Raw genomic sequence first — 26662 nt, forward strand, 5'->3', positions numbered from 1 at the left:
TCACCCAGCGGCAAACTTATCTTTCAGCGCCTGCTCGACCTCCGGCGTAACAAACTTACTTACATCCCCCCCCAATAGCGCAATTTCACGCACGATAGACGACGATATATAAGACAAATGCTCGGCGGGAGTCAAAAACAAGCTTTCCATATCCGGCGCTAAAGCGCGGTTCATGTTTGCCAGCTGAAACTCATACTCAAAATCAGACACAGCTCTTAAGCCTCGCACCACGCCTTGAGCACCGCAGTCACGGACAAAATCTACCAGCAAATTATCAAAACCACACACCTCGACGTTATCTAAGTGTGAAAGCGTGCGCCGAGCCAAGTCGACTCGCTGCTCTAAATTAAACATAGGGGCTTTACGATTACTGGCGGCAACCGCAACTACCACACGATCAAACAAGCGACAGGCACGCTCCACAAGATCTTTGTGGCCATTGGTAATGGGGTCAAACGTACCTGGATAGACAACCTTGCGCATAGATTATTCTCTGTGTGGCAGACGGTGTGGACGAGATACTACAAAAATAGCCTAGCCCTTACTAGTCGAATGGTAAAAATACAGCCGATAGCACACGCCGCCGGCACGCTTTTCACGATGCAACATCCAAGTATCCGGCACCTGAAACACGCTGTCGGGCCCCGCCTCGATATAAATCGCGGCACCATCGGCAAGCCAGCCTCGGGCGCTCAACGCATCAATACTCGACTGCCACAAGTTAGCGGCAAACGGCGGGTCGAGAAACACCAACTCAAGCGGCGCGTTAATCTCGCCAGTGTGCAGCCACTGCAGCGCATCTATATGCTGTAGGCGCCCGCCGCTGGCACCGAGCACCGTTAAGTTATTAGCCAAAGCCTTGGCCGCTGCTGGGTCACGCTCGCAAAAAGTCATGCGGCTTGCCCCCCGAGACAAAGCCTCTAACCCCAAAGCGCCCGAACCCGCATATAAGTCAGCCCCTACTGCATCCACTAAATACGGGCCAAGCCAATTAAAAAGCGTCTCGCGAATGCGGTCTCCGGTGGGCCGCAAGCCGTCGCACAGCGGAAAATGCAATTTTCGTCCTCGCCATTGCCCGCCAATAAGTCGCAATGGCTGGCGCAATGTAGCCTCGGCCGGTTTTCCTCGTTGCTGTTTTGCCACCTGCTACTCTCCACCGTTTGTCAGAAGTGGTAGGATAGCGCCTTTGTCTTGCAGCGATAAGAGCCGCCTACCAACATGTTCTTTAAACGGTTTAAAAAATCCGCCCAAAAAGTCGACCCAGCGGTCGAACAGCCACAGCTCGAAGCGGACCATGATAAAGTCCCCAACGAGCTCCCCGAAGCCGCACCCGCTGGCATCGAGGCAACTGAATCCGCCCCAATTAAAACAGAGGCGGTAGAGTCCTCGGCCGAGCCTGCCGACCCGCCTCCAGCCAAAGAAAGCCTGTTTGGCCGAATTAAGCGCGGCTTGTCACGCACCAGCAGCAATTTCTCGGAGGGACTCGGCAACATCTTTTTGGGAAAAAAAGAAATTGACGACGAACTGCTAGAGGATATTGAGTCGCAGCTATTGGTTGCCGATGTGGGTATCGAGGCCACCGGCGCCATCATCGACGATCTAACCGCCCGCGTAGCACGCAAACAGCTAGCCGACCCTGACGCACTGTATGATGCCCTTAAAGTATCACTGGCCGAATTAGTTGCGGGCTCCGAGCAGCCATTGATTATCGATACCAGTAAAAAACCCTACGTAATTTTAATTGTCGGGGTTAACGGTGTGGGCAAGACCACCACCATTGGCAAACTTGCCAAGCGCTTACAAGGCGAGGGGAAAACCGTGATGCTGGCCGCAGGCGATACTTTCCGCGCCGCCGCTGTCGAGCAACTACAAGTTTGGGGCGAACGCAACAAAGTACCAGTGATAGCCCAGCACACCGGTGCCGACAGCGCTTCGGTAATTTTTGATGCTGTACAGGCGGCCAAATCACGCGGCATCGATGTTCTCATCGCCGACACCGCTGGCCGCCTGCACAATAAAGAACACCTAATGGAGGAGCTCTCTAAGGTGCGCCGAGTAATGGGTAAGCTAGATGACAGCGCCCCTCACGAGACACTTCTTGTACTGGATGCCGGCACCGGCCAAAACGCCGTGAGCCAAGCCGAGCACTTTATTAAGTCGTCTGGCGTTTCGGGTATTGCCTTGACCAAATTAGACGGCACCGCTAAAGGCGGCGTCATCTTTGCGCTGACCAAACAATTTGGCCTACCGGTAAGGTTTATCGGTATTGGTGAAGGTATCGACGACTTACAACCGTTTGTCGCCAAGCCCTTTATTGAGGCTTTGTTCGAGCGGTGATTCGCTTTCAGAACGTCACCAAGCGCTACGCTACAGGGCAAGAAGCGCTCAGCCGAGTCGATATCCAAATCGATCGCGGCGAGATGGTGTTTTTAACCGGCCACTCCGGGGCCGGAAAAAGCACTCTTATGAAGTTAATTATGCTGATGGAGCGCCCCAGTAATGGGCGCATCGAAATCGGCGGGCGTGATACCAGCGGCATTAAACGCAGCGGTATTGCTCACTACAGGCGCGACATTGGCGTCGTGTTTCAAAACCACCAACTGTTATTTGATCGCAGCGTGTTCGACAATGTCGCACTGCCCTTGCAAGTGGCGGGCTACCAAAACTCAGATGTCGGCCGCCGAGTACGTGCGGCGCTGGATAAAGTCGGTCTATTACACAAAGAGCGAGCTAACCCAGTCACGCTATCGGGCGGCGAGCAACAGCGCGTTGGCATCGCCCGAGCAGTGGTCAACAAGCCCGCGCTAGTCTTGGCCGACGAACCCACCGGCAACCTCGATCCAGCACTTTCTGCCGAGATCATGACGCTGTTTCGCCAATTTAACGAACTGGGCGTTACCTTGATGATCGCCACCCACGATATCGACCTAATCGAGCGCATGAACAAACGCGTGCTGCAACTGGCCGAGGGACGCGTAATAGCCGGCGGAGGCAATTTGTGAGCCGCATAACCCCACCGCGCTCTAACGCTACACGTAGCAATGCATCACGCCCGCCCGTCGCCCGCAAACAAGTCACACGTGCGACAACGCCGCGCAGCCAAGGCGCCAGTCAAAGTAAAACAGCTTGGCGCGACCGTCTCAGCGCTTGGCAGGCCCATCACAGCAATTGCGCCATCGAAAGCTTACTGCGGCTGTTGCGCACACCACTGCAAAGCACCCTTACATGGCTGGTCGTCGCCATAGCCACCGCGCTGCCCGCCACATTATACGTGGCGCTGTTAAATATCGAGTCGCTCGGTTATCACTGGCAAGACTCCAGTCAGATATCGGTATTTATCAAGCCCGCGGCCAAATCCACCGCTATTGAAAAGTGGGCCGATACCTTACGCACCCGTGCCGATATCAGTGATGTGGTTTACGTCAGTCCAGAACAAGCACTACTAGAATTTAAAGCTTACTCTGGACTTGGAGCGGTATTGGACGATCTAACCGAAAACCCTCTGCCTGCCGTGCTTTTAGTGCAACCTAGCAGCACCACTACGGGCGAGCCGCTGGAGCGGCTGCTGGCCGAACTGGCTAGCAACCACTTAACGGACGACGCGCGACTGGATATGATGTGGGTTAAACGATTAGAGCAATTAGTCGAACTGGCCAGTCGTGGGGTATTTTTTCTGGCGGCCTTGCTCGCATTAGGGCTACTGCTGGTAGTGGGTAATACCATTCGCTTGGCGATTGAAAGTCGACGCGATGAAATTTTAATAGTGAAGCTGGTTGGCGGTACCGATGCTTACGTACGCCGACCGTTTTTGTACACCGGCCTTTGGTATGGACTGGGGGGGGGCTTAATCGCACTGGTATTGCTCTCCTTAGGTTTGGCGTGGCTAGAAACACCAGTTGCCTCGCTAGCAGAGCTGTATCAGAGTGAATTTAACCTTCGCGGCCTAAGCTTGGTACATAACCTGCAGCTAGTGCTGGCGGCAGGTCTAATAGGTTTGGCCGGTGCTTGGCTGGCGGTAGGGCGGCATTTGACGCAAATCGCCCCGCATTAGCTCAAAGGTTATCAACAACCACTTTCTGCGCTCGTTAAGAATCGTCAAGCCATTGTTTTTATTACGCTTTTTCCAAGCACTATGGGAACCTTTCGGTATTGGCAGACTCCAAGGATCAATGCTAGACTAACTAGCCCTGCAAATCACCGCAGAGGCTTATATTCGGTTTTAATCGCGCAAAAATTGGGAGTCACAACTATGGGCACAAGCCTACAGCCAATGGGGAACCTCGCACCAGGTGGTAACCTCAATGCCTATGTGCAGGCTGTCAGCGGCTTTTCTGTTCTTACGGCACAAGAAGAGCAAACCCTCGCTGAAGACCTTTACTACAACGACAGCCTCGAAGCCGCCCGCCGGCTGGTTATGGCGCACCTACGTTTTGTGGTTCACATTGCCCGCTCATATAACGGCTACGGCCTACCGCTGGGTGATCTAATCCAAGAAGGTAATGTCGGCCTGATGAAGGCTGTTAAACGCTTCAACCCCGAAAAAGGCGTGCGCCTAGTATCTTTTGCCGTGCACTGGATCAAAGCCGAGATTCACGAATTTATCTTAAAGAACTGGCGCATTGTTAAGGTGGCAACCACCAAGGCACAACGCAAATTGTTCTTTAATCTGCGCAGCGCCAAGAAACGTTTGGCCTGGCTCAGCAACGACGAAGCCAAGGCAATTGCCGAAGATTTAAACGTTGAAGTTAAGCACGTTCGCGAAATGGAAAAACGCCTCTCATCGTATGACGCAGCCTTTGACGCGCCCGAAAACGAAGACGAAGACAGCCATTTTGTTGCGCCAGCACACTATTTAGAAGACAAACGCCAAGACCCAGCGGTACAGCTTGAAGATTCTAATTGGGAAGCAACCAATGTAGACAGCTTAGAGCGCGCCATGGAGCAACTGGACGATCGCAGCCGTACTATTTTACAGCGTCGCTGGTTAAGCGACAGTAAATCTACCCTGCATGAACTGGCGGCCGAGTATGGCGTATCAGCTGAGCGTATTCGCCAGCTTGAAAAAAATGCAATGAACAAAGTCAAAAACATGATGACCGAAGCGGCTTAAACTTAACCGCATAAGTCACCGTAAGCCGCGCCCTGCGCGGCTTTTTTATGTCACCATTACGGACAACAACTAATGCCTCAGCTAGCGCTCATTGCTGCCACCGCTTACGGATTTATCGCCGTAGCGCTAGGCGCCTTTGCCGCCCACAGCCTTAAAGACACACTAACGCCTGAACTACTAGGGGCGTTTCAAACAGGTGTGCAATACCAAATGTACCACGCGCTTGCTTTGTTAATGGTGGGTCTGTGGTTACAACATTGTCGACAACGAGCGGAACATCAAAGCACCAACGTTTGGCTCAATCGTGCCTGCGGGTTATTTATAATCGGCACGCTTCTGTTTAGCGGCAGTCTTTATGGGTTAACATTAACCGGCTTTCGTTTGTTTGGCCCTATCACCCCCCTTGGCGGCGTTTGCTTGCTGCTGGGTTGGCTGTGTCTATTACTGGCCGCATTAAAATCATCTAAGGACTTTACCCCCAAAACATGAGCGATATCCCTGAGTTTCGTCCCGAGTTTAAAGACAAATCTATCCGCAGCTTTGTAATTCGCGCCGGACGCATGACCGACGGCCAGAAAAAAGCCTTTGAGCAATACTGGCCTAAATACGGTGCCAGTTTATTTTCCGGTGCTTTTGTTCCCTGCGAACAATTTGGCCGCGATGCCCCCGTAGTGTTAGAGATCGGCTTTGGCATGGGCGACTCTCTACGTGAAATGGCCAGCAACGAACCAGATAAAGACTTTATCGGTATAGAGGTACACCCGCCAGGTGTGGGGCGTTTGATTTATACCGCAGGCGAAGCCGGTGTCGACAATTTAAAAGTGTACATGGCCGACGCCACCGATGTTTTGAGCGATTGCATTGCGGACGCTAGTCTTGACCGCGTGCAAATTTACTTTCCCGATCCTTGGCATAAAAAGAAGCACCACAAACGCCGGATTATTCAACCTGAATTTGTGCAACGCATTCGCGCTAAGCTTAAAATCGGCGGCTTGCTGCATTTTGCCACCGACTGGGAAAACTACGCCGAACACATGAAAGAAGTTATGGATGCTGCCGAAGGTTACGCTAACACTCAAGCCAATGGCGATTACTCACCGCGCCCAGATCACCGCCCGATTACTAAATTTGAAAAACGTGGCGAGCGATTAGGTCACGGGGTGTGGGATTTAATGTATCAGCGCAGCAGTTAAGTCATCTATCGGCTGAGGGCGTCGCTCAGCCAAAAGCCCCCCCCTTACCTAGTAAGGGGTGACAAAAGTGGAGCAATCGCAACATTATCTTCAATTAATAGAAGGCTTAATGTTTTCATACTGCAGTGACCCCTCAAAACTGGTAAACAATTGTTCCTGCACGTGTTCGGCCAAACCCACACCAGCCTCCGACATAGTCAGGTAGGTCTCATTGGCGCCAGCCAAGTTGATTTTATCGGCCTCGTCCTGAAACAAGCTGTGCGAGGCAATAAAGCCACTGTAACCGCGTTGACGCAGTTGCCGAGCGGCAATGATTTTAGCCTCTAGGTCGCTCATACTTAAAATAACCGCGCGGATACAACTCATATCCAGCCCCTGCCAAAACACTTGGTCTTCGGCATCGGCAAACATCACTGAGCGCCCAGCTTTACGATGCCGATCAACCTTACCTGGATCGGAGTCTAACGCTATCAGCTTACCTATTTTGCCACTAAGCTGATCATATGCGGCCGTACCGGTCCGCCCCATGCCAAATATCAGCACCTCGGCATCACCGAGCGAGATAGGCTGCTGATCTGGATGGTGAATGTTGCGCTCTAACAGCAATAGACGGCGGGATAGCTTTTCGTAAAAAGGATGGGCAATACGGTTAAGAGGGGCCGAAATCACAAACGACACAGCTACGGTTAACGCCAACGGCACCAACCACTCCGGCAACACAACGGCAATCACAATAAGACCAAACTCACTGTAGTTGGTCAGTGCCAAACTGGTTAGAAACGCACTGCGGGCGCGTAACTTAAACAACACCAGCAATAAAAAGAAACCAATGCCTTTGAGCGGTAATAATACTGAAGCCACAATAGCGAGCACCAAGGCATCCATACCCGGTAATCCGCTCATTCCAATTTGTAAAAAGAAGCCCACTAAGAAGACTTCTTTGATGCTCCAGAGTGAATTTGACAACTCTGTAGCACTACGATGTTTGGCCAGCAAGACACCAAATGCCAAAGCGCCCAACTCCGAGCTTAACCCCAGTGCCTCAAAGCCCATGCCACCGACTACCAGTGCCAGTAAGAGACCAAACAGCACCATAAGTTCATCGTGGCCACACACATCCAGCAATTTGAATAATACCGGCCGCAACAGCGGTAAACCTAGTACCAAAGGTGCCCAAATCGAGGGCACCTTGCCACTGGCCAACGAAATCACCAGCAGTGCAATCAAGTCTTGTACAACCAAAATACCAATGGCGACACGACCGTGAAACGCTCGCAGCTCACGTTTACTATCGAGCACCTTGGCGGCCAGAACAGTGCTTGAGAATGACAGCGCAATGGCGAGCAATATCGCCTCATACCAAGTCACATCCAACAACATGTACATGCCCGGAGCGAGCAAGCCTACGGCCAAGGCAAAGTGCAGGATACCGCCGCCGATGACCTCGGGCTGTACCAGGTTGCGCACCCTAAGCTTTAAGCCCACAGTAAAGAGCAGCAACAATACCCCCAAGTGAGCAAGGTGAGCGATAATCTCGTCGCCATTTTCGGGCAACTCAAAAAAGTATCCCAAACCACTGATGGCAAATCCTGCGGTCAAATACCCGACCAATGGCGGCAAACCGACTGTCCGCACCAATAAACCCAGCGTGAACGCACAGGCAATCCATATCGCTTCTAACATTCATGTGCCTTAATTTTACTTTGATCTATGAGAACACTTAGGGTCTTGAAGTTTACGCCCATTACCTCTATTTTAACTCATACGAGCGGCGAGCCTAAGGCACCGACCTGTACGGGACGACCCGTACTGCAGAATTTTCTGGCTATCTCTAACTGGGGACGACCCCGCCCCGTGAGATTAACAAACATGTCTTGGTTTTACTTACTTTTCGCTGGCTTATTCGAAGTTATCTGGGCCGTTGGCCTCAAATATACCGAGGGCTTTACTCGCTTATGGCCGAGCCTGGCGACCCTAACAGCGATTATTATCAGTATGTCGCTACTGGGGTTGTCACTTAAAGAGCTGCCTATTAGCACCGCCTACGCGATCTGGACTGGTATTGGTGTAGTGGGGACGGTCATACTCGGTATATTCCTGTTTGGCGAAAACGTGTCGGCTTTGCGCCTAGTCTGTATTGCCCTTATACTCACGGGCATTGTTGGACTAAAATTGAGCTAGGACACACCATGGACGCACTCTACGACGAACACCCCGTGATGTTTAAAAACAACCCACTGGGGTTTATTGTCGCCCTGATATTATGCCTTGTGGGTATCGGTATTATTATTTTGCTAGTGTGGCACCTGAAAAACAAATCATCGCGCTTAATAGTGACAAAGTCAGATGTTTTATACGAGAAAGGCCTTCTCAGTAAAGAACGTTCCGAGCTGAACATCACCAGCATTCGCACGGTTAAAGTGAAGCAATCATTCTGGAATCGCGTCTTTGGCACCGGCACCATTGAGCTCTACACCGCCGGCGATGCAGCTGAGATTACCGCCATTGGAATGCCCGACCCAAACCGTGTGCGCGACATTATTAAAGCTCACGATTAATTGAGGCAGTTATGGGCAGTGACGAAAAAGACAAGCGCCAGGCAAGAGCCATCTTTATTGGCATTGTAGCGGTGCTGCTTTTAGCGGTGGTAGCTACCGCTTTGTTACTGCCTATGCTGGGGGACATTACCGCTGGCACATTCTCGCAAGGCTTAGGTCTTAAAGACGCTGCAGTTATATCTTTTTTTGTCACCACCGCATTACTCGTGGTACTTGCCATTACCTCGGGCGATGGACTTATCGGCGAGATACAATTTGTACTCGGTGGTTTTTTTACCTTTTTTATTATCATCTGGCTGATGATTGCGTGGGTCTTTTAATCAAGAACACTCAATATCGGCCCCAACATAGTGTATTTTTATGAAATTAACTCGCATTTTACTGACATTTGCCCTTCCTGCCACACTACTACTTAGCAACCCCAGCGTTGCCGATAACGAACGTGGTTTTTTTGCCGGAATTGGCGCCTCCGCCATTAATGCCGACGATGAAAAAAGTTATGACGGGGCCGATTTATGGATAGCCGAATTAATGGCCGGCTACAAATACAACAGCTTTCTGGGTGGCGAAGTACGCTACGGTACAAGCCTTGGTGCCGATACAGTATTTTTAGATGGTGAAGACACCATTGAAGTGGACATGGACATTAACCATTATCGTGCTATTTACTACCGCGCTGAGGCCACCAATCAACACGGCCGATTTTACGGCCTATTAGGCTATGTCGATCTCGATTATCGTTTAGAGAACACCGACTTCAGTGCCGACGGATTTTCTTGGGGCGTAGGCTTTGGCTGGTTTGTCGCGCCAAAATTGAATTTAAACTTTGAGTATAAAAACTTGCTAGATGTCGACGATCAAGACTTCACGTCGATCAGCGTAAACCTAGATTATCGCTTTTAATTTATGTCCCAGCTGCTAGAAAAATCGGTGCATTGCCCCTTTTGCGATGCGCCGCTTACCCTTTTAGTTGACGACTCGGCCGGCACACAGCAATACACTGAAGATTGCCATGTGTGCTGCCAACCAATAGACGTTACGATTTGGGAGGATAACGCCGGCGACCTTAGCGTCACCGTCGAACAGGAATAAACCCTAAGGCTGCAATAAAACCTCTATGGCCTTGTTTAACTCCACGCTACCTGGCTTCACTTTACTGCCAAAATGCTGCACGCTGCCGGTTTCACCATCTAACAGATACTTATTAAAGTTCCAACCTGGCTGCTCGCTCTGACGGCCCAAATACTCAAACAAATCATTGGCCTCAGCACCGGTAACTGCCGTAGGCGCCAGCATGGTAAACGTCACGCCGTAGTTGGTATAGCAAATAGTTGCGGCTTCTTCTTCGGATTTAGCAGCCTGTTTAAAATCATCGCTAGCAAAACCCACCACAACCAAACCCCTCTCGGCGTATTGGTTGTGCAAAGCCTCTAACGCTTTAAATTGCGGTGTGTAACCGCAGTGGCTGGCCGTATTGACAATCAAGGCATCTTTACCCGCCAACACATCACATAAATGAATGCTTTCACTGGCATGTAGCTTACGATAATCGGCATCGAGATACGCGGGACAGTCGGCCGCTTGTATCGCAGAAGCGCTAAAGCCAAGCAGTACCATCAAAGCAATTGATATTTTCATTGTTTGGATCCTATTATTTAAGATTTAATAGCGAGCGTAGCAAGTAGCCTTCTGGGTCACTTTAATCATCCATCTGAGTCCTGCTATGATCTTACTCTGACATTCAGCGAAGACCAAATAATCCATGCGCATTCCCCGTGTTTACTGCCCAATCAATCTCGTACTTAACACTCCTATCACTCTGGACGACAACGCCGCTCACTATCTGGGCAAAGTGTTACGCATGGGGACTGGGCGCCCTATAGTAGTGTTTAACGGCGAAGGCGGTGAATACACTGGCATTATTAGCGATGTGGGTAAAAAGCACTTACAAGTCACCCTCGAGCACTTTGATAACACCGAACGCGAGTCGCCCCTAAGCATCGAACTAGCGGTAGGATTATCCCGCGGCGAGCGCTGGGACCTTGTGCTGCAAAAAGCCACTGAACTTGGCGCAACTCGTATTGTGCCGCTGCTAACCGAGCGCACGGAAGTAAAACTAAAAGCTGACAGGCTAGAAAAAAAATGGCTGCACTGGCGCCAAATCATCATCAGTGCCTGTGAACAATGCCAACGCAACCGAGTCCCCGAGCTTGCACCACTAACGACACTAACCGAGTACTTAAGCGGTGCTAATGCAGAACAGAAGCTTGTCCTGCATCATCGCGACAACCAAGGCCTACCCTCCGTACCCAGCCCCCATAGTGCAGCACTTTTGATCGGCCCCGAAGGCGGGCTAAGTGACCACGAGATTACCACTGCCCGAGATGCAGGCTTTAACCCACTAACACTCGGGCCACGAGTTATGCGTACCGAAACCGCCCCACTCGCTGCCATCAGCGTACTGCAGTATCAATGGGGGGATTTTGCATCATAAATTCTAAATGCTGCTTAATGCCCGCCCGCAACAAAGAACTTATTGTTCACTTAACTGAGAATAGGAAAGGATAAACTAATAAGGCGGAAAGGCTTCCGCCTAGAAAATACTTTGCGTCAGCCAGTGCTCGCACATAGCGTTAACGCTGGGAAGAAAACTCCAGATAAGCCTGCTCGATTTTCGCTAGCGCAGGAATCACCGCTTGCTCACCGGCCCAGGTAACCACAAGATCATCGTAGGATGCTTTTACAACGTCATCACGTTCGGCAATTTCTGCGGCGGTAACACGCGCTAGACGTGGTAAACCTTGGGTTAAAATTGCAATAAAACCCAAAGAATCATCCAATCCAGTTGTGTTAAGTACCGCAATACGACACCGGCCAGTAAAGCTTGGACGCGCTTGTCCGTTCATGATCTCCATCGCGACGATGGGAATATCTCGCTCACGCCAACTAATCTCTCCCAACAGCCAGTCGGGGGCGTTATCGACAGGCTGAATATTGCCTACCGGTACAATTTCAGCGACGGTAACGTTAGGCAATAACAACAGGGAGTCACTAAGAGGCACTAACAAACTGGCAATTTCTTGATAGCTATCTGATTGGATCTGATGTTCCGCTCTCATGAGCTTACGGCCTCTTTCATCGCATTTATATGGTTTATGTGTTGCACAAAATTGGCGGCTAATTCTTTTGGCGTACCGGTAAAGTCTACACAGTCAGTGGCCAATGCAGCTTGGGGCATCGAGTCGACCACACAAGTGGTGGGCTCTTGCACCCAAACTTGCCCCCGCTGCTGCTTAATAAGCCGGCAACTAGCCGCACCATCAAGTCCCATGCCAGAAAAAATAATAACCCCACCGCGTTCTTTTTGAGTACTCGCCAGGTTTGCTAACAATTGATCTATTGACGGCTTGTAGCGTCCGCCCCAAGGCTCATCGTAGACAACTAGTGTGGCATTATCTTGTAACTCAGCTCGACGTGCCGGATCCATAATGGTCACTGTATCAGGCTTTATGACCGCACCTTGCTCCGGGGCCACGCCTAAATAAGAAGCGTTTTTCCCAAGCATTGTAACCAACGACCCACAATACTCTTGGTCTATATGCTGTGCGTATAAAAAACCAACACCAAGCCCTGTGGGCAAAGCATGTAAAAATTCTCTAACCGGCTGCGGCCCCCCCGTTGATGCGGCCAATACCCAGACCATGTTTGCAGGTGTGTTACTTGCAAGATTGACTTCACCAACTAAACGCTGCAGCCTCGCGCACAAACGATCAGACCACTGTAACAAACTGGTTCCATCAGTCTCAACTTCACTGCTATCGCTAAGCAACACAGGCACATCGACGGTAGCCAACAACACACTCAGCACTTCTGTCGTGCTACTGCGCTCATTCTCGACACAGGTAATGTCGACCAACCAAGCATCCAAGTTAGCGATGCATTCTAAATCTTCTAAATCAAGATCAGGTACTACAGAATGCTCGTATTGTGGTAAAACTGCACTGTACTCGACCCGCTGGCCCATTTTTATTACCAGCGAGCTCAATTGCCGCAACTTTATTTCGCTGTCAACCAGCAACCCTAATGCTAAGGGCTTCACTCGACTAAGCGTCCTGCTCTTCGATCAACTCTTGGATGTTTCCCAGCAATATATCTTCTTGATAAGGTTTACCCATATAACGGTTAACCCCCAGATCTAAAGCACGATTGCGGTGTTTATCACCCGTTCTCGAAGTAATCATAATAATCGGCAAGTGTTTTAAGCGCGAACTTGTACGTATGTTTTTTGCCACTTCAAAACCATCCATTCGTGGCATCTCAATATCAAGCAACATAACATCAGGGATACTATCCTGCAGTAACAAAATCGCCTCGGCACCATCTTTAGCGGTTACCACACGATAGCCTTCTCGCTCTAAGAAGCGCCCAGTTACCTTGCGCACAGTCACCGAATCATCAACAACCATAACTGTTTTTTCGTCGTCTTCTTTATCTACGGCGTTAGCTCTAGCGTGTGGCTCCAGTAAAATGGATTCACTCAAGCCCAGCGCAAGCTGCTCACGTATCAGTGCATGGAGGTCAAGAATAACAACAACAGAGCCATCCCCCATCACCGTGGCGCCCGACACACCACGCACTTTACTAAACTGCGCACCAAGTGTTTTCACGACAATTTCTCGGCTGCCCAACAGTTTGTCAACCTGCAGAGCCATGGTGTGTTCGGCACTGCGCACCAAAACAATTGGTAGCGGTAATGCCTGGCCATCTAACTTAGGCAGCGAGTCGCTATCGAGTAACGAGCCCAAATAACGCACTAGGTAATTTTCGCCAGCGTATTCAAAACGAGCTTGCTCATCTTGATAATAATGTTCCAACTCAAATGGACTTACCCGCACAATACCTTCGATAGTGTTTAGAGGAATCGCGTACAGATCATCGCCAATTTGTACCATCAAGGCGCGGTTTACCGAGACCGTAAACGGCAGACGTACGGTAAACTCAGTGCCTTCCCCCCAATGGGAGTTAATAGACATTGAGCCGCCTAACTGTTTAATCTCGGAGTGAACAACATCCATCCCGACGCCTCGGCCGGATATTTGCGTTACTTTATCGGCCGTACTAAAGCCTGCATGCAAAATAAACTGCATCACATCTTGATCAGACAATTGTGCCTCATGCGTCATCAAACCTCGCTCGATCGCTTTAGCACGCACGCGCTCTAAATTAATACCACGGCCATCGTCCACCAAGCGCAGCACAACATCACCGCCTTCACGAGATAAATTCAGAGAGATAACACCGACATCATTTTTACCGCTTTTGCTACGCTCATCGGCTGTCTCAATACCGTGATCGACTGCGTTACGTAACATATGCTCTAAAGGTGCAATCATTCGCTCGAGCACCGAGCGATCCAATTCCCCTTCTACATTATCCAGCTCAAAACTAACTTCTTTACCCAGCTCGTTTGCCGCTTGCCGCACAATCCTGCGCAACCTTGGCACCAAGCGAGCAAAAGGCACCATGCGCGAACGCATTAAGCCTTCTTGCAAATCTGTATTAATTCGCGACTGTTGCAACAACAACGTCTCGGTATCGCGGTTTTTATCCACCAACGTCATTCGCAAGTCCAACAAGTCAGACGCAGACTCTACCAACGAACGCGACAATTGTTGCAGTGCCGAATAGCGATCCATTTCCAGTGGATCAAAATCATCTAGGGCTGCCATCTGCTCTTGACGAAACAAAATCTGTGCTTCTGTTTCTATATCTAATCGACGCAGCTGTTCTTGCAAACGCTCAATAGTTGCGTCCATTTCATCTAACGCAACACCGGTATCGCCCACTTGCTCTTCAATACGCGCCCGAGCAATAGACGTTTCACCAGCAAGGTTTACCAGCTCCTCAAGTAACTCGGCTGATACTTTTACAACCTCTTGGGGACCGCTACGTTTTGCAGCCAAATGCTGGGTTTGACCACCAGGGGTTGCAACTGCGCCACCACCTGTCGGGGCAGAACCGCTCGACCCATATTGAACAGCCGGCTTCGTTTTCGGCGCAAATGGTAATACTTTAGCGGGTTCGATCGATTGCGATGGCTGAGCTTGGGGCTCTGCAATATCCGTGCTTGATTCTTGTTCTAGCGTCGCACTTTGACTGTTATCAACAGCGCTTTCTACGCTGACCGTCGCGCTGGGGGCTTCAGGCGCTTCGGGCACTTCTGTGCCGTGTAACTTCGCCTGCACCACTTGTATGCAATGATGGATTTGATCTTGATAGTTTAAAAGCTTACTAAAAGTCGCTTGATCCATATCATTGATATTAAGATCAATAACCATTGTTTCGTAATCGTGAGTTAAATCGCCCAGCTCATTGAGACCAGACAACCGTGCGCCACCTTTAAGTGTGTGCAGTGTACGCTTTAGCTCCTCAACGCAATCTGTGTTACTCCAATCCTCTTGCCAATCGTGCATCGAGCGCTCAATGTCTTCACTCAGCTCACCGGCCTCTTCCATGAAAATTTCAAGAATTTCTTGATCGAGATCGTCCTCTATCTCAACTTCGGCGGCATAATCGGTATCGACAACTTCGTTTGCGATTGATGCTGTTTGCTCAGCAATATTTTCATTCTCGACAGTTTGCTCGGACTCGTTCTGTTGGTCCGTAACTATACCATCAATCGCCACCGAATCATCGGCTAAAGTTTGTTCAACATCTGCATTAGTGTCATTGACGACATCAACAACAATCTCTGCCTCTTGCTCCGAATCCGTTAGCTCGTCCGCAACTATGCCATCAATCGCCACCGAATCATCTGCTAAAATTTGTTCAACATTTGCATTAGTGTCATTGACGACATCAACAACAATCTCTGCCTCTTGCTCCGAATCCGTTAGCTCGTCCGCAACTATGCCATCAATCGCCACCGAATCATCGGCTAAAACTTGTTCAATTTCTGCATTAGTGTCATTGACGACATCAACAACAATCTCTGCCTCTTGCTCCGAATCCGTTAGCTTATCATCCGCAACTATGCCATCAACAGCAACGAGATCATCGACTAAAGTCTGTTCGGCATCAGAATTGGCGTTATTGACAGCATCAACATTCTCGGCCTCTTGCTCCGAATCCGTTAGCTCGTCCGCGACTATGCCATCAAACGCTACCGGATCATTTGCAAAGGTTTGTTCGACGTCTGAATGAGCGTCATTGTCTTCATCAACACCTGGAACATCTGCCGACAACTCAATTTCATCAACATCTACAAGTTCAGAATCAACACTTTTAATACCATCGTCGACATTATCCGTCGAGTAGCCATCAGGCAAATGAACTTCCGTTTCTGAAGCTTCAATATCAACGCTGTCTTCAAGTAATAGGCTGCTACTAGACACCGAACCCTCAAGCAACCGGCTTAAGACAGCATCTACATCCGGCGGAATGGGCTGTAAATTTTGTCCTGCAGCAATAGCATCAACCATATCCAATAGAGCGGCATGTGTGGCGATAAGCGCTTCACACAACGGCGGCTCACAATCTAACTCACCTGCAACGATGCGTTGATACACCTGATACAGCTTGTCACCTAAACTCGCCATGGGAGGCAAGTTGGCATGGGCCGCGCCACGAGTCAGATTCTTTAACTCATCAATAATAGGCTGTAGCTGGGCGATATGACTGGGGTTTTGTTGCCATGCATTAATAAGTTGATCGGCATCAAGAAGTAAGTTCATCTCCTCGGCCATAAAAATTTCAAGCAACTCAGGATCGACCGGACGCTTACCACCAGCATCCGTCTGCTGCAGTAGCGCAAGCGGTGCCACATAAAGCTCGCGCAACTCATCTACCCGCGCCAAATATTGATCTAATCGCGGAATCATTAAATCGCGACTACGGTCGATATCTTCTAAGGCTGAGCGGGTGTAGGTCACACCATCACGTAACAACTGCAAGATATCGTCATTAATATTTACTTGGTAGCTGCGTAGCTCTTTAACAAATCGTTCTAGTGGCGTGGCAAGCTCGGCAATTGGCGTAACGTCGGCCATATGTGCACTGCCTTTTAATGTGTGCAGTGCGCGTTGCATATCATCACTAGGCGGTTCAAACAATGGCCGCGCTTGCTCCATACGATCAATGAACTCTTCAACAATGATCAGATGCGATAGCGCCTCTACGCCAAAAATCTGCCAGAGTTGACCGTCGTCGGATGAGTTATCTTCATCCTCTTCAATGACAGAGTACTCGTTGCCCGTTAATTCTGCAGCTAACTCTTCTGTGGGAAGTGCGTCATTTGCAACAGCGTCACTGCCAAGATCGGCACTGCTAAACGGCTCTAAATCAGTCGGCACTTCGCCTCGAGCCAATGCCTCACCTTGTTCGCGTAACCGAGTAACCCCTGCGATATCTGGGGTCGCCTCACGCGCGGCAAAAGCTTCAATCATTGCCGGCAATTTAAGTCGAACATTTTCGATAAATACAACATTGAGCCGCCCAGGCACAATCGTGCCGTCGATGACTCGGTTAAGCATATTCTCGACCGACCAAGCGAGTTCACCAATGTCATTGGCGCCCACCATCCGGCCACTACCTTTTAAGGTATGGAATGCACGTCGGAATTCAGTTAAAGAGTTGCTGTCATCAAAATCATCAGCCCATAGCGGGAAGAATTCTGCAATGACCTCGCTAACCTCACCCGCCTCTTCGATAAAGATTTCGAGAATTTCGTCATCGACGATGTCATCATCATCGATAGTAATATCGTCTTCGACAGGCGCAGGGACACTCGTATCTTCCGGCTCGATGATTGATACATCGAGAGCTGGAATCACTTCATCCACAGGATCATTGTTGGAAACTTCAAGATCACTAGTACCGTCATCACCTAGTACGTAGTCGACGGCCAAATCATGATCTTCGGTATCATTAGCGTCAGGCTCTAGCGCCTGAGTGTAAGCACTTTGCAGCAGTGCCGACACCGCATCATCAGCCTCTATGCTCTGATCGTTTGGTACTGACGGTAATATTTGCTCAATTTCATCGCTTGAATCACTTTTATTTTCAAGCGACACGTCTGCCGTGGCAGTTTGTCCACGACCAGAAAACTGAGTAACTGCATAGCCAAGCTGCTCGACACTTTCTTCGGCAACCATTAACAGCAGCTCGTTCTCTTCTTCGCTACTCTCACCACCTAAGCGTTCTAAATAATACTCAACACTGGTAATAGCATCGGCCAAGGTATCGAGTGTTGACCACTCCGGCGTCTGTACTTTCTGCTGTAATTGCTCTTCGATGTAACGTGCGCAAGCGCCTAAAATTCGCGCTGGGCGAGGTAGCGGAATCATCTCTAAGCTGCCGCGTATATCGCGCAACATTTGCGGTACATTATTTAGATGATCACGATTCCACTGCGAGGCAATATATTCAACGATAGAATCTTTTGCGTGCTCAAGACCATTACGCGATTCGCGCATAACCGATGTTTTTGCATCGGATAGAGTCATGCCGGCTTGATCTTTTACTTGCTTCGCTACACTTTTCCCGGCGTTAGAAGCTAATACGTCAAGCTCACCTTCAATATCAATAATATGATTAGCAACGCCTTGCAGCTGCCCTGAAGACAGACCTGTAGCCGAACTCATGGCAAGCTCTAAGGCTGCCCCTTGCTCGATCACCGAACGGCGCAAATCACCAATACCTAGCACCGCCATGGTATCGCCGACTCGCTTGAGTATACCTACCGCATTGGCCAATGGTTGCTGAGTATCGACACCAGACAAACATTCATCCAATGCGCGTTTGACGCCATCCAGCTCAACTTTAAGCGCGGTAACAACCGAGCGCATCGCATCCGGATCGGGACTGGATAAAATATCGTGGCTTTCACCTTGCTCTTTGCCTTCAAGCAATGCGTTATCTAACTGATAAAGCTCATACACTTCTTTGAGCTTAGAGCTGGCACCAAAGCTTGGCGTATGCTTACCCGACCGGGCTACGTAATAAAGCAGGTTTTTAACTAAATCATCATCACTAAAAGTGTCTAACGCTGCCGTACCATGAAGCACCAAGGCTTTAATTTCACGATCTAATTTACGTAATAAATTTTTAATCGAGACGCTCGACTCAATAGCGTCCATCTCCAGCGCTTCGGTCAATGCCTGAGCAACAAGCCACAATGGCTGGCGAGCAGTGCCAGCGGTTAACCGATAGAGGCGTGAGAATACTTTACTGAGGTAGCTTAAGTTTTCATCTGGATTTACAGATTTAATAAAACCAGCTGCAGCGTACTGATACATTTGACGTAGCTTTTTTGCCATCGCAATCAGCTGAGCATTGTCATCTGCAAGAGGCATACGCTCACCAGATATTTGCCGCGCAGGCGTCATATCTGGCATAAATAAATTAGTGTCCGACAGCAAGCTCTCACCGCGCACAGTGCGCAGATCGTTCAATAACGGCAACACCACTAATGGATTGTCGTTACGACTCACTTTTACTTGATTGAGGTATATCGGAAACTGCAAGATAGCGCGCATAAGCACTTCTTGCCCTTCACCTGCATTAGTAACAGAGCCACCGATAAGCGCCTGAGTAAGCTGCTCCATTTCTTCGGCAAGCATCGCTGCGCCGTGAAACTCCACCATCTGTAAGCTGCCGCGTACTTGATGGATATGAGTCAAGCAAAAGCGCAGGCGTGCCTTATCATTGGTATCCTGCACGTAAGACTCGAGCGATTGTCGCGCTTGCTTCAAGGTCTCGGCTATTTCATGAATAACCCAGTCGAGAGCCGCAAAGTTGCGATTGTCAGCCATCTAGCGCCTTCCTCATTGTTGTTTTTTCTCGACCCGTATATAAGCCTGGATTTTGTCGTTGGCCACTCGCGCCATACTAGGATGCTCCCAGTCCATCACCTCACCGAGGCCAACCACCAACAATCCACCTGGTTTCAGACGGTTTGCAAGATTGTTGAGGATATCCCGACGCAACCAGCGGCGAAAATATACCAGCAGATTCTGACAAAACACCACATCCATTGGCACATTGGGAATATCATTTAGTTGTAAAATATTCCCGTGCGTGAAACAGACTCGATCTCGCAATTTGCGCGCGATCTCATAGCTGCCATCGTCACACAAGCTGCAATAACGTTGCGCCTCTTCTGCACTCATTTGCTCTATGGCACGAGGTAAATAACGTCCCAATCGAGCTTTGGCCAATGCTGTCGAACTTATATCCAGCGCTGTAACCCCATAATAGGGTTCGAGCTGTGCCAGCTCAAAGCAATCGTTGATGACCATGGCCAGCGAGTAGGGCTCTTCACCGGTAGAACTACCCACGCTCCAAACATCAAAACTGTCTTCTAACTGACGATTATTGATTTTATCCTGCAAAAAATGGCGCACATACTCAAACGACTGACGATGACGAAAAAAGCTCGTCTCCTTTACCGCCACTCGATCGATCAGAATCGACCACTCCAGCCGGCCTTGCAGGCCATCTGTTACCAGCGAGTAATAATCACTATAACGCTCGTAACCCAACTCTCGCATGCGAATAGAAAGCTGTGATTGAAGAAGCGATTTTTGCGCTAAGGCTAACTGAATACCCGCGCGCGCCTCTAACAATTCACTCCAAAGCTCAAATTCACTATCACTGAGATCGATTATTGTCCGTAACGACCAGCCCATATTTAATTACGCAATCAGCGTCCGCCCAGAGGACAATTTATACATGACGGTGATCAGACTCATCATCGGCGTCGATGTCTATTTCGATATCCACTTCGTCACTCAGGTCAACAACATCTGCCGCGCCAAGATCAACAACTTCGTCGTAATTATTTAAGTCGCTAGAAGCCGTGCCACCCGCGTTAGTGGCGCCATCGAATGATGCAAGGTCAGCATCAAAGCTATCGCGTGCGCCGGTGTCTTCTTCTGGCAACTTAAAGCCCGCTACCGACTCACGTAAATCGAGGGCCATCGCCGCAAGATTACCAATCGACTGTGCCGTGGCACTCGTACCCGCAGAAGTTTGCGTGGTAATTTCTTGAATCACGTTCATCGTGTTGGAGATATGACCAGCAGACGATGCTTGCTGACGAGCAGCGTTAGAGATGTTCTGAATCAATTCTGCCAGCGAGGTCGATACACCCTCAATCTCTTCTAGTGCCACACCAGCGTCTTGCGCCAGACGAGCACCGCGAACCACCTCAGAGGTGGTTTGTTCCATCGAGATAACCGCTTCGTTAGTATCGTTCTGAATTGTTTTAACCAGCGCTTCAATCTGCTTGGTTGCCGCCGCAGAACGTTCCGCAAGACGCTGTACCTCATCCGCTACCACCGCAAAGCCTCGACCTGCGTCACCGGCCATCGAGGCCTGAATCGCAGCGTTAAGTGCTAGGATGTTGGTTTGGTCAGCAATGTCGTTAATCAAGGATACGATGTCACCAATTTCTTGTGACGACTCACCCAATCGTTTAATACGCTTCGAAGTATCTTGAATCTGCTCACGAATCGTATCCATACCGTGAATAGTGTTCTGTACCACTTTGGCGCCGTTGCTCGCGATCGATACCGCGCGCTCCGCAACCGCTGCCGACTCAGAGGCGTTGGCCGATACCTGGTCAATGGTCACCGCCATCTCATTTACTGCAGCCGATGCACCGGCAATTTCTTGCGCCTGGTGCTCAGAGGCCTCGGCCAAGTGCAGTGCTGTCTGCTGGGTTTCTTGCGCAGCAGCCGATACGTTTACGGCCGTTTCATTGATTCGCGCTACCAGGATCCGCAGCTGGTCAATGGTGTAGTTAATAGAGTCAGCAATCGCACCCGTGAAATCCTCAGTTACCGTTGCAGTAGTGGTCAGGTCACCATCTGCCAAGTCGGCCAACTCATCTAGTAATCGTAAAATTGCAGTTTGGTTACGCTCGTTAGCCTCGGCGGTAACAGCCAAGCGACGACGCGTACCGCGATATAGAAATATACCGACAAAGGCCAAACTCGCAAGAATCAAACCGGCAATAACCAGCAGCAAGGTGTTATTCAGCGGCCGCTCGGTAGCCTGAATCGAAATCTTATCAGCGATATCACTCAGTGCCTGCAAAAGAGCCGGCGTTTGAGTAATAATGGCCTCTTCCGCTTGCCGCGCCGAGAACAGCGCTGGTGCGCCTTCAAAAATATCGCGGATCGAGTCACCCACACCCTGAAATAGCTGTGCAATTTCTTCCAAACTAGCCCGCGCATCTGGGTCTGATACTCGCGAGATACCGAGCATTTCATCACCGTCCTGCATCGCAGCCAACATCCGACCATAAAGACTAGCATCTAGATTGAACTGGTCTGCGGCTTTATCGGCGTCGGCGTCACCACGGAGCATTTTATCCACGTTCCGACCGATACGCTCTGCACGCCAAGATTGCATCTGCGCCTGCGACACTTGCTCTGCGGGAGCGCCCGCCTCAAGTAGAATTTCTACAATATTGCTGTGCTGCGCCTGCAAGGTTGGCAGGTTGTTATTCAGCTCGTTACCCACACTGTTAATAAAAACAATGGCTTCTTGGTTTTTTAAGATCGACTCGGCGTTGACCTTAATATCGTTCCACACCAAGCCAAACGCACCAAATTCAGCGCTAAGCTGCTCTCGGGTACGCGGATCAGATGTTCGCAACCGCTCCCACGTGGCACTCATGGTATCTACCACGATATCTAGCTCGCCAAAGGCCGCTTCGTTACCCGATGTGGCATCACGAGCCAAAGACGTCAGCCGGTAGGCCTGAGCCCGTAGTTCCGCGGCCTGCTGCTCATAGAAGTCATCTCGATCACTGTCACGATTGACAATGGTGAAGATTACCGCCATGGCAACAATAAGCGCCACCAGCAAAACGCTTACAAAAACAATCGCGGGATTGCCCTTAAGCGTCGCGGCAATAGTTCTGGACTCAGTTTTCATTACACACTCCTGACCGACTCTGCATCATTGTTGTTCATTGTTAGCCGAGAATTTAAAGGTAACTCACTGAGCTGACTTTAAAGCTCTCTTCTGGCACTGCACAAACCTATGACAAATGTTGTTTTATCGCAGCGTAATGCTGCCTGCTATATTACTCGCCGACTTACATTATCAATTACTAGTGCTCTAGCTGGCGAACGGCACTACAAACCAATACTTTAAATATCTTTTGCCGCATTGGTAAATCGTTGGTCTTGCGCAAGTATTGATAAACGAAACACATTCCATGTATTTTCTGCTTGGGCGTAGCTACCCTGCGCATAAGGCCGCAAACCATCCACTAACTCAGAGTTATGGGGCATAAATTCATCGACCGGAAAATGCTGCATACCCAGCAACTGATCGACTATAAGGCCCGTGTATAACTCTTCAGTTTCAAGCACTAACACTCGGCGGCGCTTGCGCCCACCTACCAAGCGACCACCACAAAAAGCAGCTAAATCGAACAACGGCAGCAAACGCCCTCGAACATTCGCCACACCACGCACCCACGATTGAACGCCAGGTAAATGTGTATAACTGGGAACTTCAAGCATCTCGGACACCTCGTCCATCGGCGCCACAAAGTGACCGCCAAGCAAGGTAAAGCCGATACCGCTCCACTGCGGGCGTGCATCAATCTGGGCAGGCAGACCTTTCGCCGCTGCCCGACAACTACTGGCCAAGCTGGCCAATGCCGTGAATGCACTCGATTGTTCTGACATGTTCCGAGTCCGTTTTTATCTATTGTGTCTGACTCTGACGCGGCATAAGTCGCCTGCGTCACTACCCGACGTGTTAAGCCATAACCTCGTTAATCGAAGCCATTAAGACTTCAGAGGTTATCGGCTTAGCCAAATAAGCGCGTGCGCCCTGACGCATCCCCCAAACACGATCTGTTTGCTGATCTTTGGTGGTAACAATAATAACGGGAATTTTGGCGGTTTCTGGTGCTTTAGTCAGTTGACGAGTCGCCTGAAAACCATTCAACCCAGGCATAACAATATCCATCAACACAACGTCAGGCAGCTCTTTTTTAGCCAGCGCCACACCTTCCTCACCATTCGGCGCGGTTAAAACAGCATGGCCATTTTTTTCCAGCATGGTAGTTAGTTTATAAGTTTCAGTGGGCGAGTCGTCGATAATAAGTACTCTAGCCATAGGATCCCCAAGTTACGCGGTTAGCTCATAGATAATGAATGTTTTACAGCCGACGTTAAGACGCCTTGGCTTGCTTTACATGCTCTTCAATTGCCCCAAGCAGCTCGCTTTTACTAAACGGCTTAGTCAAATACTGATCGGACCCTACGATTCGGCCTTTCGCCTTATCGAACAGACCATCTTTACTAGAAAGCATAATGACTGGCGTTGACTTAAACTCAGTATTGTTTTTGATCAAAGCGCAGGTTTGATAACCATCTAAGCGCGGCATCATGATATCGACAAAAATAATATCGGGCCTTGAATCGGCGATTTTTGCGAGTGCGTCAAAGCCATCGGTCGCGGTTATTACCGTACAACCAGCTTTTTTAAGTAGCGTCTCTGCTGTGCGACGAATCGTTTTACTGTCGTCGATCACCATTACTTTCAGACTTTCCAAACTAACGTCCATAGGTGCTGACCTTTGCGCTGTTATTGTAGAGTGTTTTAGGTTGCGACAGAGTTCACACTTTCAGTGGCACAATAGTACGCATTGAGTTTAACCGCAACCGCTCTACGGATTTATTTATCTAGCAGGATTTTTAACATAGTTTTTAAGGTTTATCTATAAATCACTGAATATATACACAAAATATACTTTTTCATTGTTTAATATTACTTACAATTATGACTTACAGGCACTTGCGCCAACTCCGGCAAGCCGTTAACTTAACGGCGCAATATATACAGCCCTGTCACTTTTTAGCTTGAGCCCGACACTATGAGCCTGACCCTTGGCATCGTAATGGACCCCATTGCGAGCATTACCTATTACAAAGACACCTCTTTGGCGCTATTGCTGGCCGCTCAAGAACGCGGCTGGAAGCTGGTTTACATGGTACCAGAAGATCTCTACCTCGAACGTGAGACAGCTCGCGCTAACGCTCACCCACTTACCGTTTACAACAATGCCGACCACTGGTACGACTTGGCGCCGGCAACCGATATTGCCTTGGGCGAGCTTGATGTAATCTTGATGCGCAAAGATCCGCCGTTCGATACCGAATACATCTACAGCACCTACATCCTTGAAGCGGCGGAACGACAAGGCGCACTAGTGGCCAACAACCCTCGGTCACTACGTGACTGCAACGAGAAAATCTTCGCCACCCACTTTCCACAGTGCTGCCCACCAATGATCGTCAGTGCCCGAATGGCTCAACTTAAAAGCTTTCACAAAGAGCACGGAGACGTTATTTTTAAACCGCTCGACGGCATGGGTGGCAGCAGTATCTTTCGCTGTAAGCAAGACGACCCCAATGTCGGCGTCATTCTTGAAACGCTCACCGGCCACGGCAAACACCTAACCATGGCGCAAAAGTTCATTCCCGAAATAAGCAATGGTGACAAACGCATTCTAGTGGTTGCAGGAGAACCCGTGCCCTATGCCTTGGCTCGAATACCAGCCGAAGGCGAAACCCGCGGCAACCTAGCAGCCGGTGGCCGCGGTGTAGCGCAGCCGTTAACCGAGCGCGACTACTGGATTGTGAGCCAAGTTGCCGAGCAACTTAAGGCCCGCGGCTTATACTTTGTTGGCCTTGACGTGATAGGCGATTATTTAACCGAAATCAATGTAACCAGCCCCACCTGCGTGCGCGAAATTGATGCCGCTTACGACACTCGCATTGGCGAGCGCTTGATGCTAGCGCTCGAGGCCGAACTCAAGTACCGGGCACAAGGTTAATTATGGCGTCTAATGTTGCCGTTGGCATCGACACCTCGGTCAAATCAACCGAGCGCTTGAGCTTTACGATTTTTATCGCGATTATCGCTCACGCACTGATTATTTTTGGCCTAACGTTTAAGCTACCCGACCCAGACACGCTGGCGCCAACGCTTGAGATCACCCTAGCCAATCACAAAGCTGATCTAGCACCTGAGGACGCGGAGTTTCTTGCCCAGCACAACCAAGAAGCCAGCGGCACCGAAGAGCAAAGCCGCGAGCTCACCACAGAACATCGTGCCGATTTTGCCGCGCCAGATATTCGCGAAGTGAACCCAGCCCCCATGCCCGCTGCCGCCACCGCTAGCAACCAACAACAAACACAAGTAATCACCAGTAGCGCCAACGCCGAACGGCAGCGCCTGCGCCGCCTTGATGAAGAGAGCCTGCGCGAAGAAGTAGAGCGCCAGGGGCTGCCCGAAGAGCAGCCAATTATCACCCCCGAGATCGCTAGCTTACAAGCAAAGCTCGATCGCCAACGACAAGAGTATGCAAAACGCCCACGTATCCGGCGCCTCACCTCGGTCGCCACTCGCAGTTCCACCGGCGCCGAGTATTTACACAACTGGAGCGCTAAGATTGAACAAGTCGGTAACGACAACTACCCTCAGCAAGCGTTACGCCAAAGGATCACCGGCAACTTGCGACTGTCCGTCACCCTCAACCCCAACGGCACTATTCGTGATCTATCACTACTAGAGTCATCCGGGGTAAGCTTACTCGATCAAGCAGCCTTACAAATCGTGAGACTCGCAGCACCGTTTGCGCCATTTCCCGCCGAGATTAGACAAGATACCGATCAGCTAGTCATTATTCGCACTTGGTCGTTTGAAATCGACGGCTTAACTACCCGCAACCTCGCTCACTAACCGGACTCACGATACCAATCAATGCT

General features: G+C 49.9%; 26 protein-coding genes. 14 read left to right on the plus strand and 12 right to left on the minus strand.

Annotation, left to right across the window (positions count from 1 at the left end):
• Both coaD and rsmD read right to left on the minus strand, forming a co-directional pair.
• Positions 1 to 483, minus strand: a complete 483-nt coding sequence (coaD, locus tag GILYN3_RS09540) for a pantetheine-phosphate adenylyltransferase (protein WP_049722767.1) — start codon at positions 481 to 483, stop codon at positions 1 to 3.
• A gap of 51 nt (positions 484 to 534) precedes the next feature.
• Positions 535 to 1143 (minus strand): 16S rRNA (guanine(966)-N(2))-methyltransferase RsmD, encoded by a 609-nt coding sequence (gene rsmD / locus GILYN3_RS09545; protein WP_049722768.1) that lies wholly within the window; start codon positions 1141 to 1143, stop codon positions 535 to 537.
• A gap of 75 nt (positions 1144 to 1218) precedes the next feature.
• Here rsmD and ftsY point away from each other — a divergent pair, with 75 nt between their 5' ends.
• From ftsY to trmB, 6 genes are all read left to right on the plus strand, one after another.
• Positions 1219 to 2337, plus strand: a complete 1119-nt coding sequence (gene ftsY / locus GILYN3_RS09550; protein WP_084005328.1) for a signal recognition particle-docking protein FtsY — start codon at positions 1219 to 1221, stop codon at positions 2335 to 2337.
• The gene (ftsE, locus tag GILYN3_RS09555; RefSeq protein WP_049722769.1) at positions 2334 to 3002 is read left to right on the plus strand and encodes a cell division ATP-binding protein FtsE; all 669 of its coding nucleotides are present in this window, start codon (positions 2334 to 2336) and stop codon (positions 3000 to 3002) included. Before ftsY ends, ftsE begins: the two co-directional genes overlap by 4 nt.
• Positions 2999 to 4051 carry a permease-like cell division protein FtsX gene (gene ftsX / locus GILYN3_RS09560; protein WP_049722770.1) on the plus strand — a complete coding sequence of 351 codons (1053 nt, stop codon included), beginning with the start codon at positions 2999 to 3001 and terminating at the stop codon, positions 4049 to 4051. Before ftsE ends, ftsX begins: the two co-directional genes overlap by 4 nt.
• Positions 4052 to 4249: 198 nt before the next feature.
• On the plus strand, positions 4250 to 5110 hold the full coding sequence (rpoH, locus tag GILYN3_RS09565) for an RNA polymerase sigma factor RpoH (RefSeq protein WP_049722771.1): 861 nt from the start codon (positions 4250 to 4252) through the stop codon (positions 5108 to 5110).
• 72 nt (positions 5111 to 5182) lie between these two features.
• Complete coding sequence (locus GILYN3_RS09570; RefSeq protein WP_049722772.1) at positions 5183 to 5599, plus strand: DUF423 domain-containing protein; 417 nt, start codon at positions 5183 to 5185, stop codon at positions 5597 to 5599.
• Positions 5596 to 6303, plus strand: coding sequence for a tRNA (guanosine(46)-N7)-methyltransferase TrmB (trmB, locus tag GILYN3_RS09575; protein WP_049722773.1), 708 nt, complete (start codon positions 5596 to 5598; stop codon positions 6301 to 6303). Before GILYN3_RS09570 ends, trmB begins: the two co-directional genes overlap by 4 nt.
• A gap of 90 nt (positions 6304 to 6393) precedes the next feature.
• Here trmB and GILYN3_RS09580 read toward each other — a convergent pair whose 3' ends face one another.
• Positions 6394 to 7986 carry a cation:proton antiporter family protein gene (locus tag GILYN3_RS09580; RefSeq protein WP_049722774.1) on the minus strand — a complete coding sequence of 531 codons (1593 nt, stop codon included), beginning with the start codon at positions 7984 to 7986 and terminating at the stop codon, positions 6394 to 6396.
• A gap of 186 nt (positions 7987 to 8172) precedes the next feature.
• Here GILYN3_RS09580 and sugE point away from each other — a divergent pair, with 186 nt between their 5' ends.
• Genes sugE through GILYN3_RS16510 form a run of 5 tightly spaced genes read left to right on the plus strand, consistent with a single transcriptional unit; the run spans position 8173 to position 9953 of the window.
• Positions 8173 to 8484 (plus strand): quaternary ammonium compound efflux SMR transporter SugE, encoded by a 312-nt coding sequence (gene sugE / locus GILYN3_RS09585; protein WP_049722775.1) that lies wholly within the window; start codon positions 8173 to 8175, stop codon positions 8482 to 8484.
• Between the two features lie 8 nt (positions 8485 to 8492).
• Positions 8493 to 8861, plus strand: coding sequence for a PH domain-containing protein (locus GILYN3_RS09590; RefSeq protein ID WP_049722776.1), 369 nt, complete (start codon positions 8493 to 8495; stop codon positions 8859 to 8861).
• Positions 8862 to 8872: 11 nt separating this feature from the next.
• Complete coding sequence (locus tag GILYN3_RS09595) at positions 8873 to 9181, plus strand: hypothetical protein (protein ID WP_049722777.1); 309 nt, start codon at positions 8873 to 8875, stop codon at positions 9179 to 9181.
• A 40-nt stretch (positions 9182 to 9221) separates the two neighbouring features.
• Positions 9222 to 9764 carry an outer membrane beta-barrel protein gene (locus GILYN3_RS09600; protein WP_049722778.1) on the plus strand — a complete coding sequence of 181 codons (543 nt, stop codon included), beginning with the start codon at positions 9222 to 9224 and terminating at the stop codon, positions 9762 to 9764.
• A gap of 3 nt (positions 9765 to 9767) precedes the next feature.
• On the plus strand, positions 9768 to 9953 hold the full coding sequence (locus GILYN3_RS16510) for a CPXCG motif-containing cysteine-rich protein (protein WP_084005330.1): 186 nt from the start codon (positions 9768 to 9770) through the stop codon (positions 9951 to 9953).
• Positions 9954 to 9956: 3 nt separating this feature from the next.
• On the opposite strand, the gene GILYN3_RS09605 is transcribed toward GILYN3_RS16510, so the two are convergent.
• Positions 9957 to 10499 (minus strand): glutathione peroxidase, encoded by a 543-nt coding sequence (locus tag GILYN3_RS09605; protein WP_049722779.1) that lies wholly within the window; start codon positions 10497 to 10499, stop codon positions 9957 to 9959.
• 124 nt (positions 10500 to 10623) lie between these two features.
• Here GILYN3_RS09605 and GILYN3_RS09610 point away from each other — a divergent pair, with 124 nt between their 5' ends.
• Complete coding sequence (locus GILYN3_RS09610; RefSeq protein ID WP_049722780.1) at positions 10624 to 11355, plus strand: 16S rRNA (uracil(1498)-N(3))-methyltransferase; 732 nt, start codon at positions 10624 to 10626, stop codon at positions 11353 to 11355.
• 139 nt (positions 11356 to 11494) lie between these two features.
• Here the strand turns inward: GILYN3_RS09610 and GILYN3_RS09615 are convergent, their stop codons facing one another.
• From GILYN3_RS09615 to pilG, 8 genes are all read right to left on the minus strand, one after another.
• Entirely contained in the window at positions 11495 to 11980 is a 486-nt protein-coding gene (locus GILYN3_RS09615; RefSeq protein ID WP_049722781.1) for a chemotaxis protein CheW, read from the minus strand.
• Positions 11977 to 12960 carry a chemotaxis protein CheB gene (locus GILYN3_RS09620; protein ID WP_049722782.1) on the minus strand — a complete coding sequence of 328 codons (984 nt, stop codon included), beginning with the start codon at positions 12958 to 12960 and terminating at the stop codon, positions 11977 to 11979. The genes GILYN3_RS09615 and GILYN3_RS09620 overlap by 4 nt, the downstream gene beginning before the upstream one ends.
• 4 nt (positions 12961 to 12964) lie before the next feature.
• Positions 12965 to 19672, minus strand: a complete 6708-nt coding sequence (locus GILYN3_RS09625) for a hybrid sensor histidine kinase/response regulator (protein ID WP_049722783.1) — start codon at positions 19670 to 19672, stop codon at positions 12965 to 12967.
• 12 nt (positions 19673 to 19684) lie between these two features.
• Positions 19685 to 20548, minus strand: coding sequence for a CheR family methyltransferase (locus tag GILYN3_RS09630; RefSeq protein ID WP_049722784.1), 864 nt, complete (start codon positions 20546 to 20548; stop codon positions 19685 to 19687).
• A 37-nt stretch (positions 20549 to 20585) separates the two neighbouring features.
• Positions 20586 to 22805 (minus strand): methyl-accepting chemotaxis protein, encoded by a 2220-nt coding sequence (locus tag GILYN3_RS09635; protein WP_049722785.1) that lies wholly within the window; start codon positions 22803 to 22805, stop codon positions 20586 to 20588.
• Between the two features lie 218 nt (positions 22806 to 23023).
• On the minus strand, positions 23024 to 23569 hold the full coding sequence (locus tag GILYN3_RS09640; protein ID WP_049722786.1) for a chemotaxis protein CheW: 546 nt from the start codon (positions 23567 to 23569) through the stop codon (positions 23024 to 23026).
• A 73-nt stretch (positions 23570 to 23642) separates the two neighbouring features.
• Positions 23643 to 24005 (minus strand): twitching motility response regulator PilH, encoded by a 363-nt coding sequence (gene pilH / locus GILYN3_RS09645; RefSeq protein WP_049722787.1) that lies wholly within the window; start codon positions 24003 to 24005, stop codon positions 23643 to 23645.
• A gap of 55 nt (positions 24006 to 24060) precedes the next feature.
• A complete protein-coding gene (gene pilG, locus GILYN3_RS09650) occupies positions 24061 to 24456 on the minus strand; it encodes a twitching motility response regulator PilG (RefSeq protein ID WP_049722788.1) in 396 nt (131 codons plus the stop codon).
• 309 nt (positions 24457 to 24765) lie between these two features.
• Between pilG and gshB the strand changes: the two genes are divergently transcribed.
• Entirely contained in the window at positions 24766 to 25728 is a 963-nt protein-coding gene (gshB, locus tag GILYN3_RS09655; RefSeq protein ID WP_049722789.1) for a glutathione synthase, read from the plus strand.
• 2 nt (positions 25729 to 25730) lie between these two features.
• Entirely contained in the window at positions 25731 to 26636 is a 906-nt protein-coding gene (locus tag GILYN3_RS09660) for an energy transducer TonB (RefSeq protein WP_049722790.1), read from the plus strand.
• The last annotated feature ends 26 nt before the right edge of the window (positions 26637 to 26662 follow it).

Origin of the sequence: Gilvimarinus polysaccharolyticus (genome assembly GCF_001187555.1) — a bacterium.
GTDB classification, from domain to species: domain Bacteria; phylum Pseudomonadota; class Gammaproteobacteria; order Pseudomonadales; family Cellvibrionaceae; genus Gilvimarinus; species Gilvimarinus polysaccharolyticus.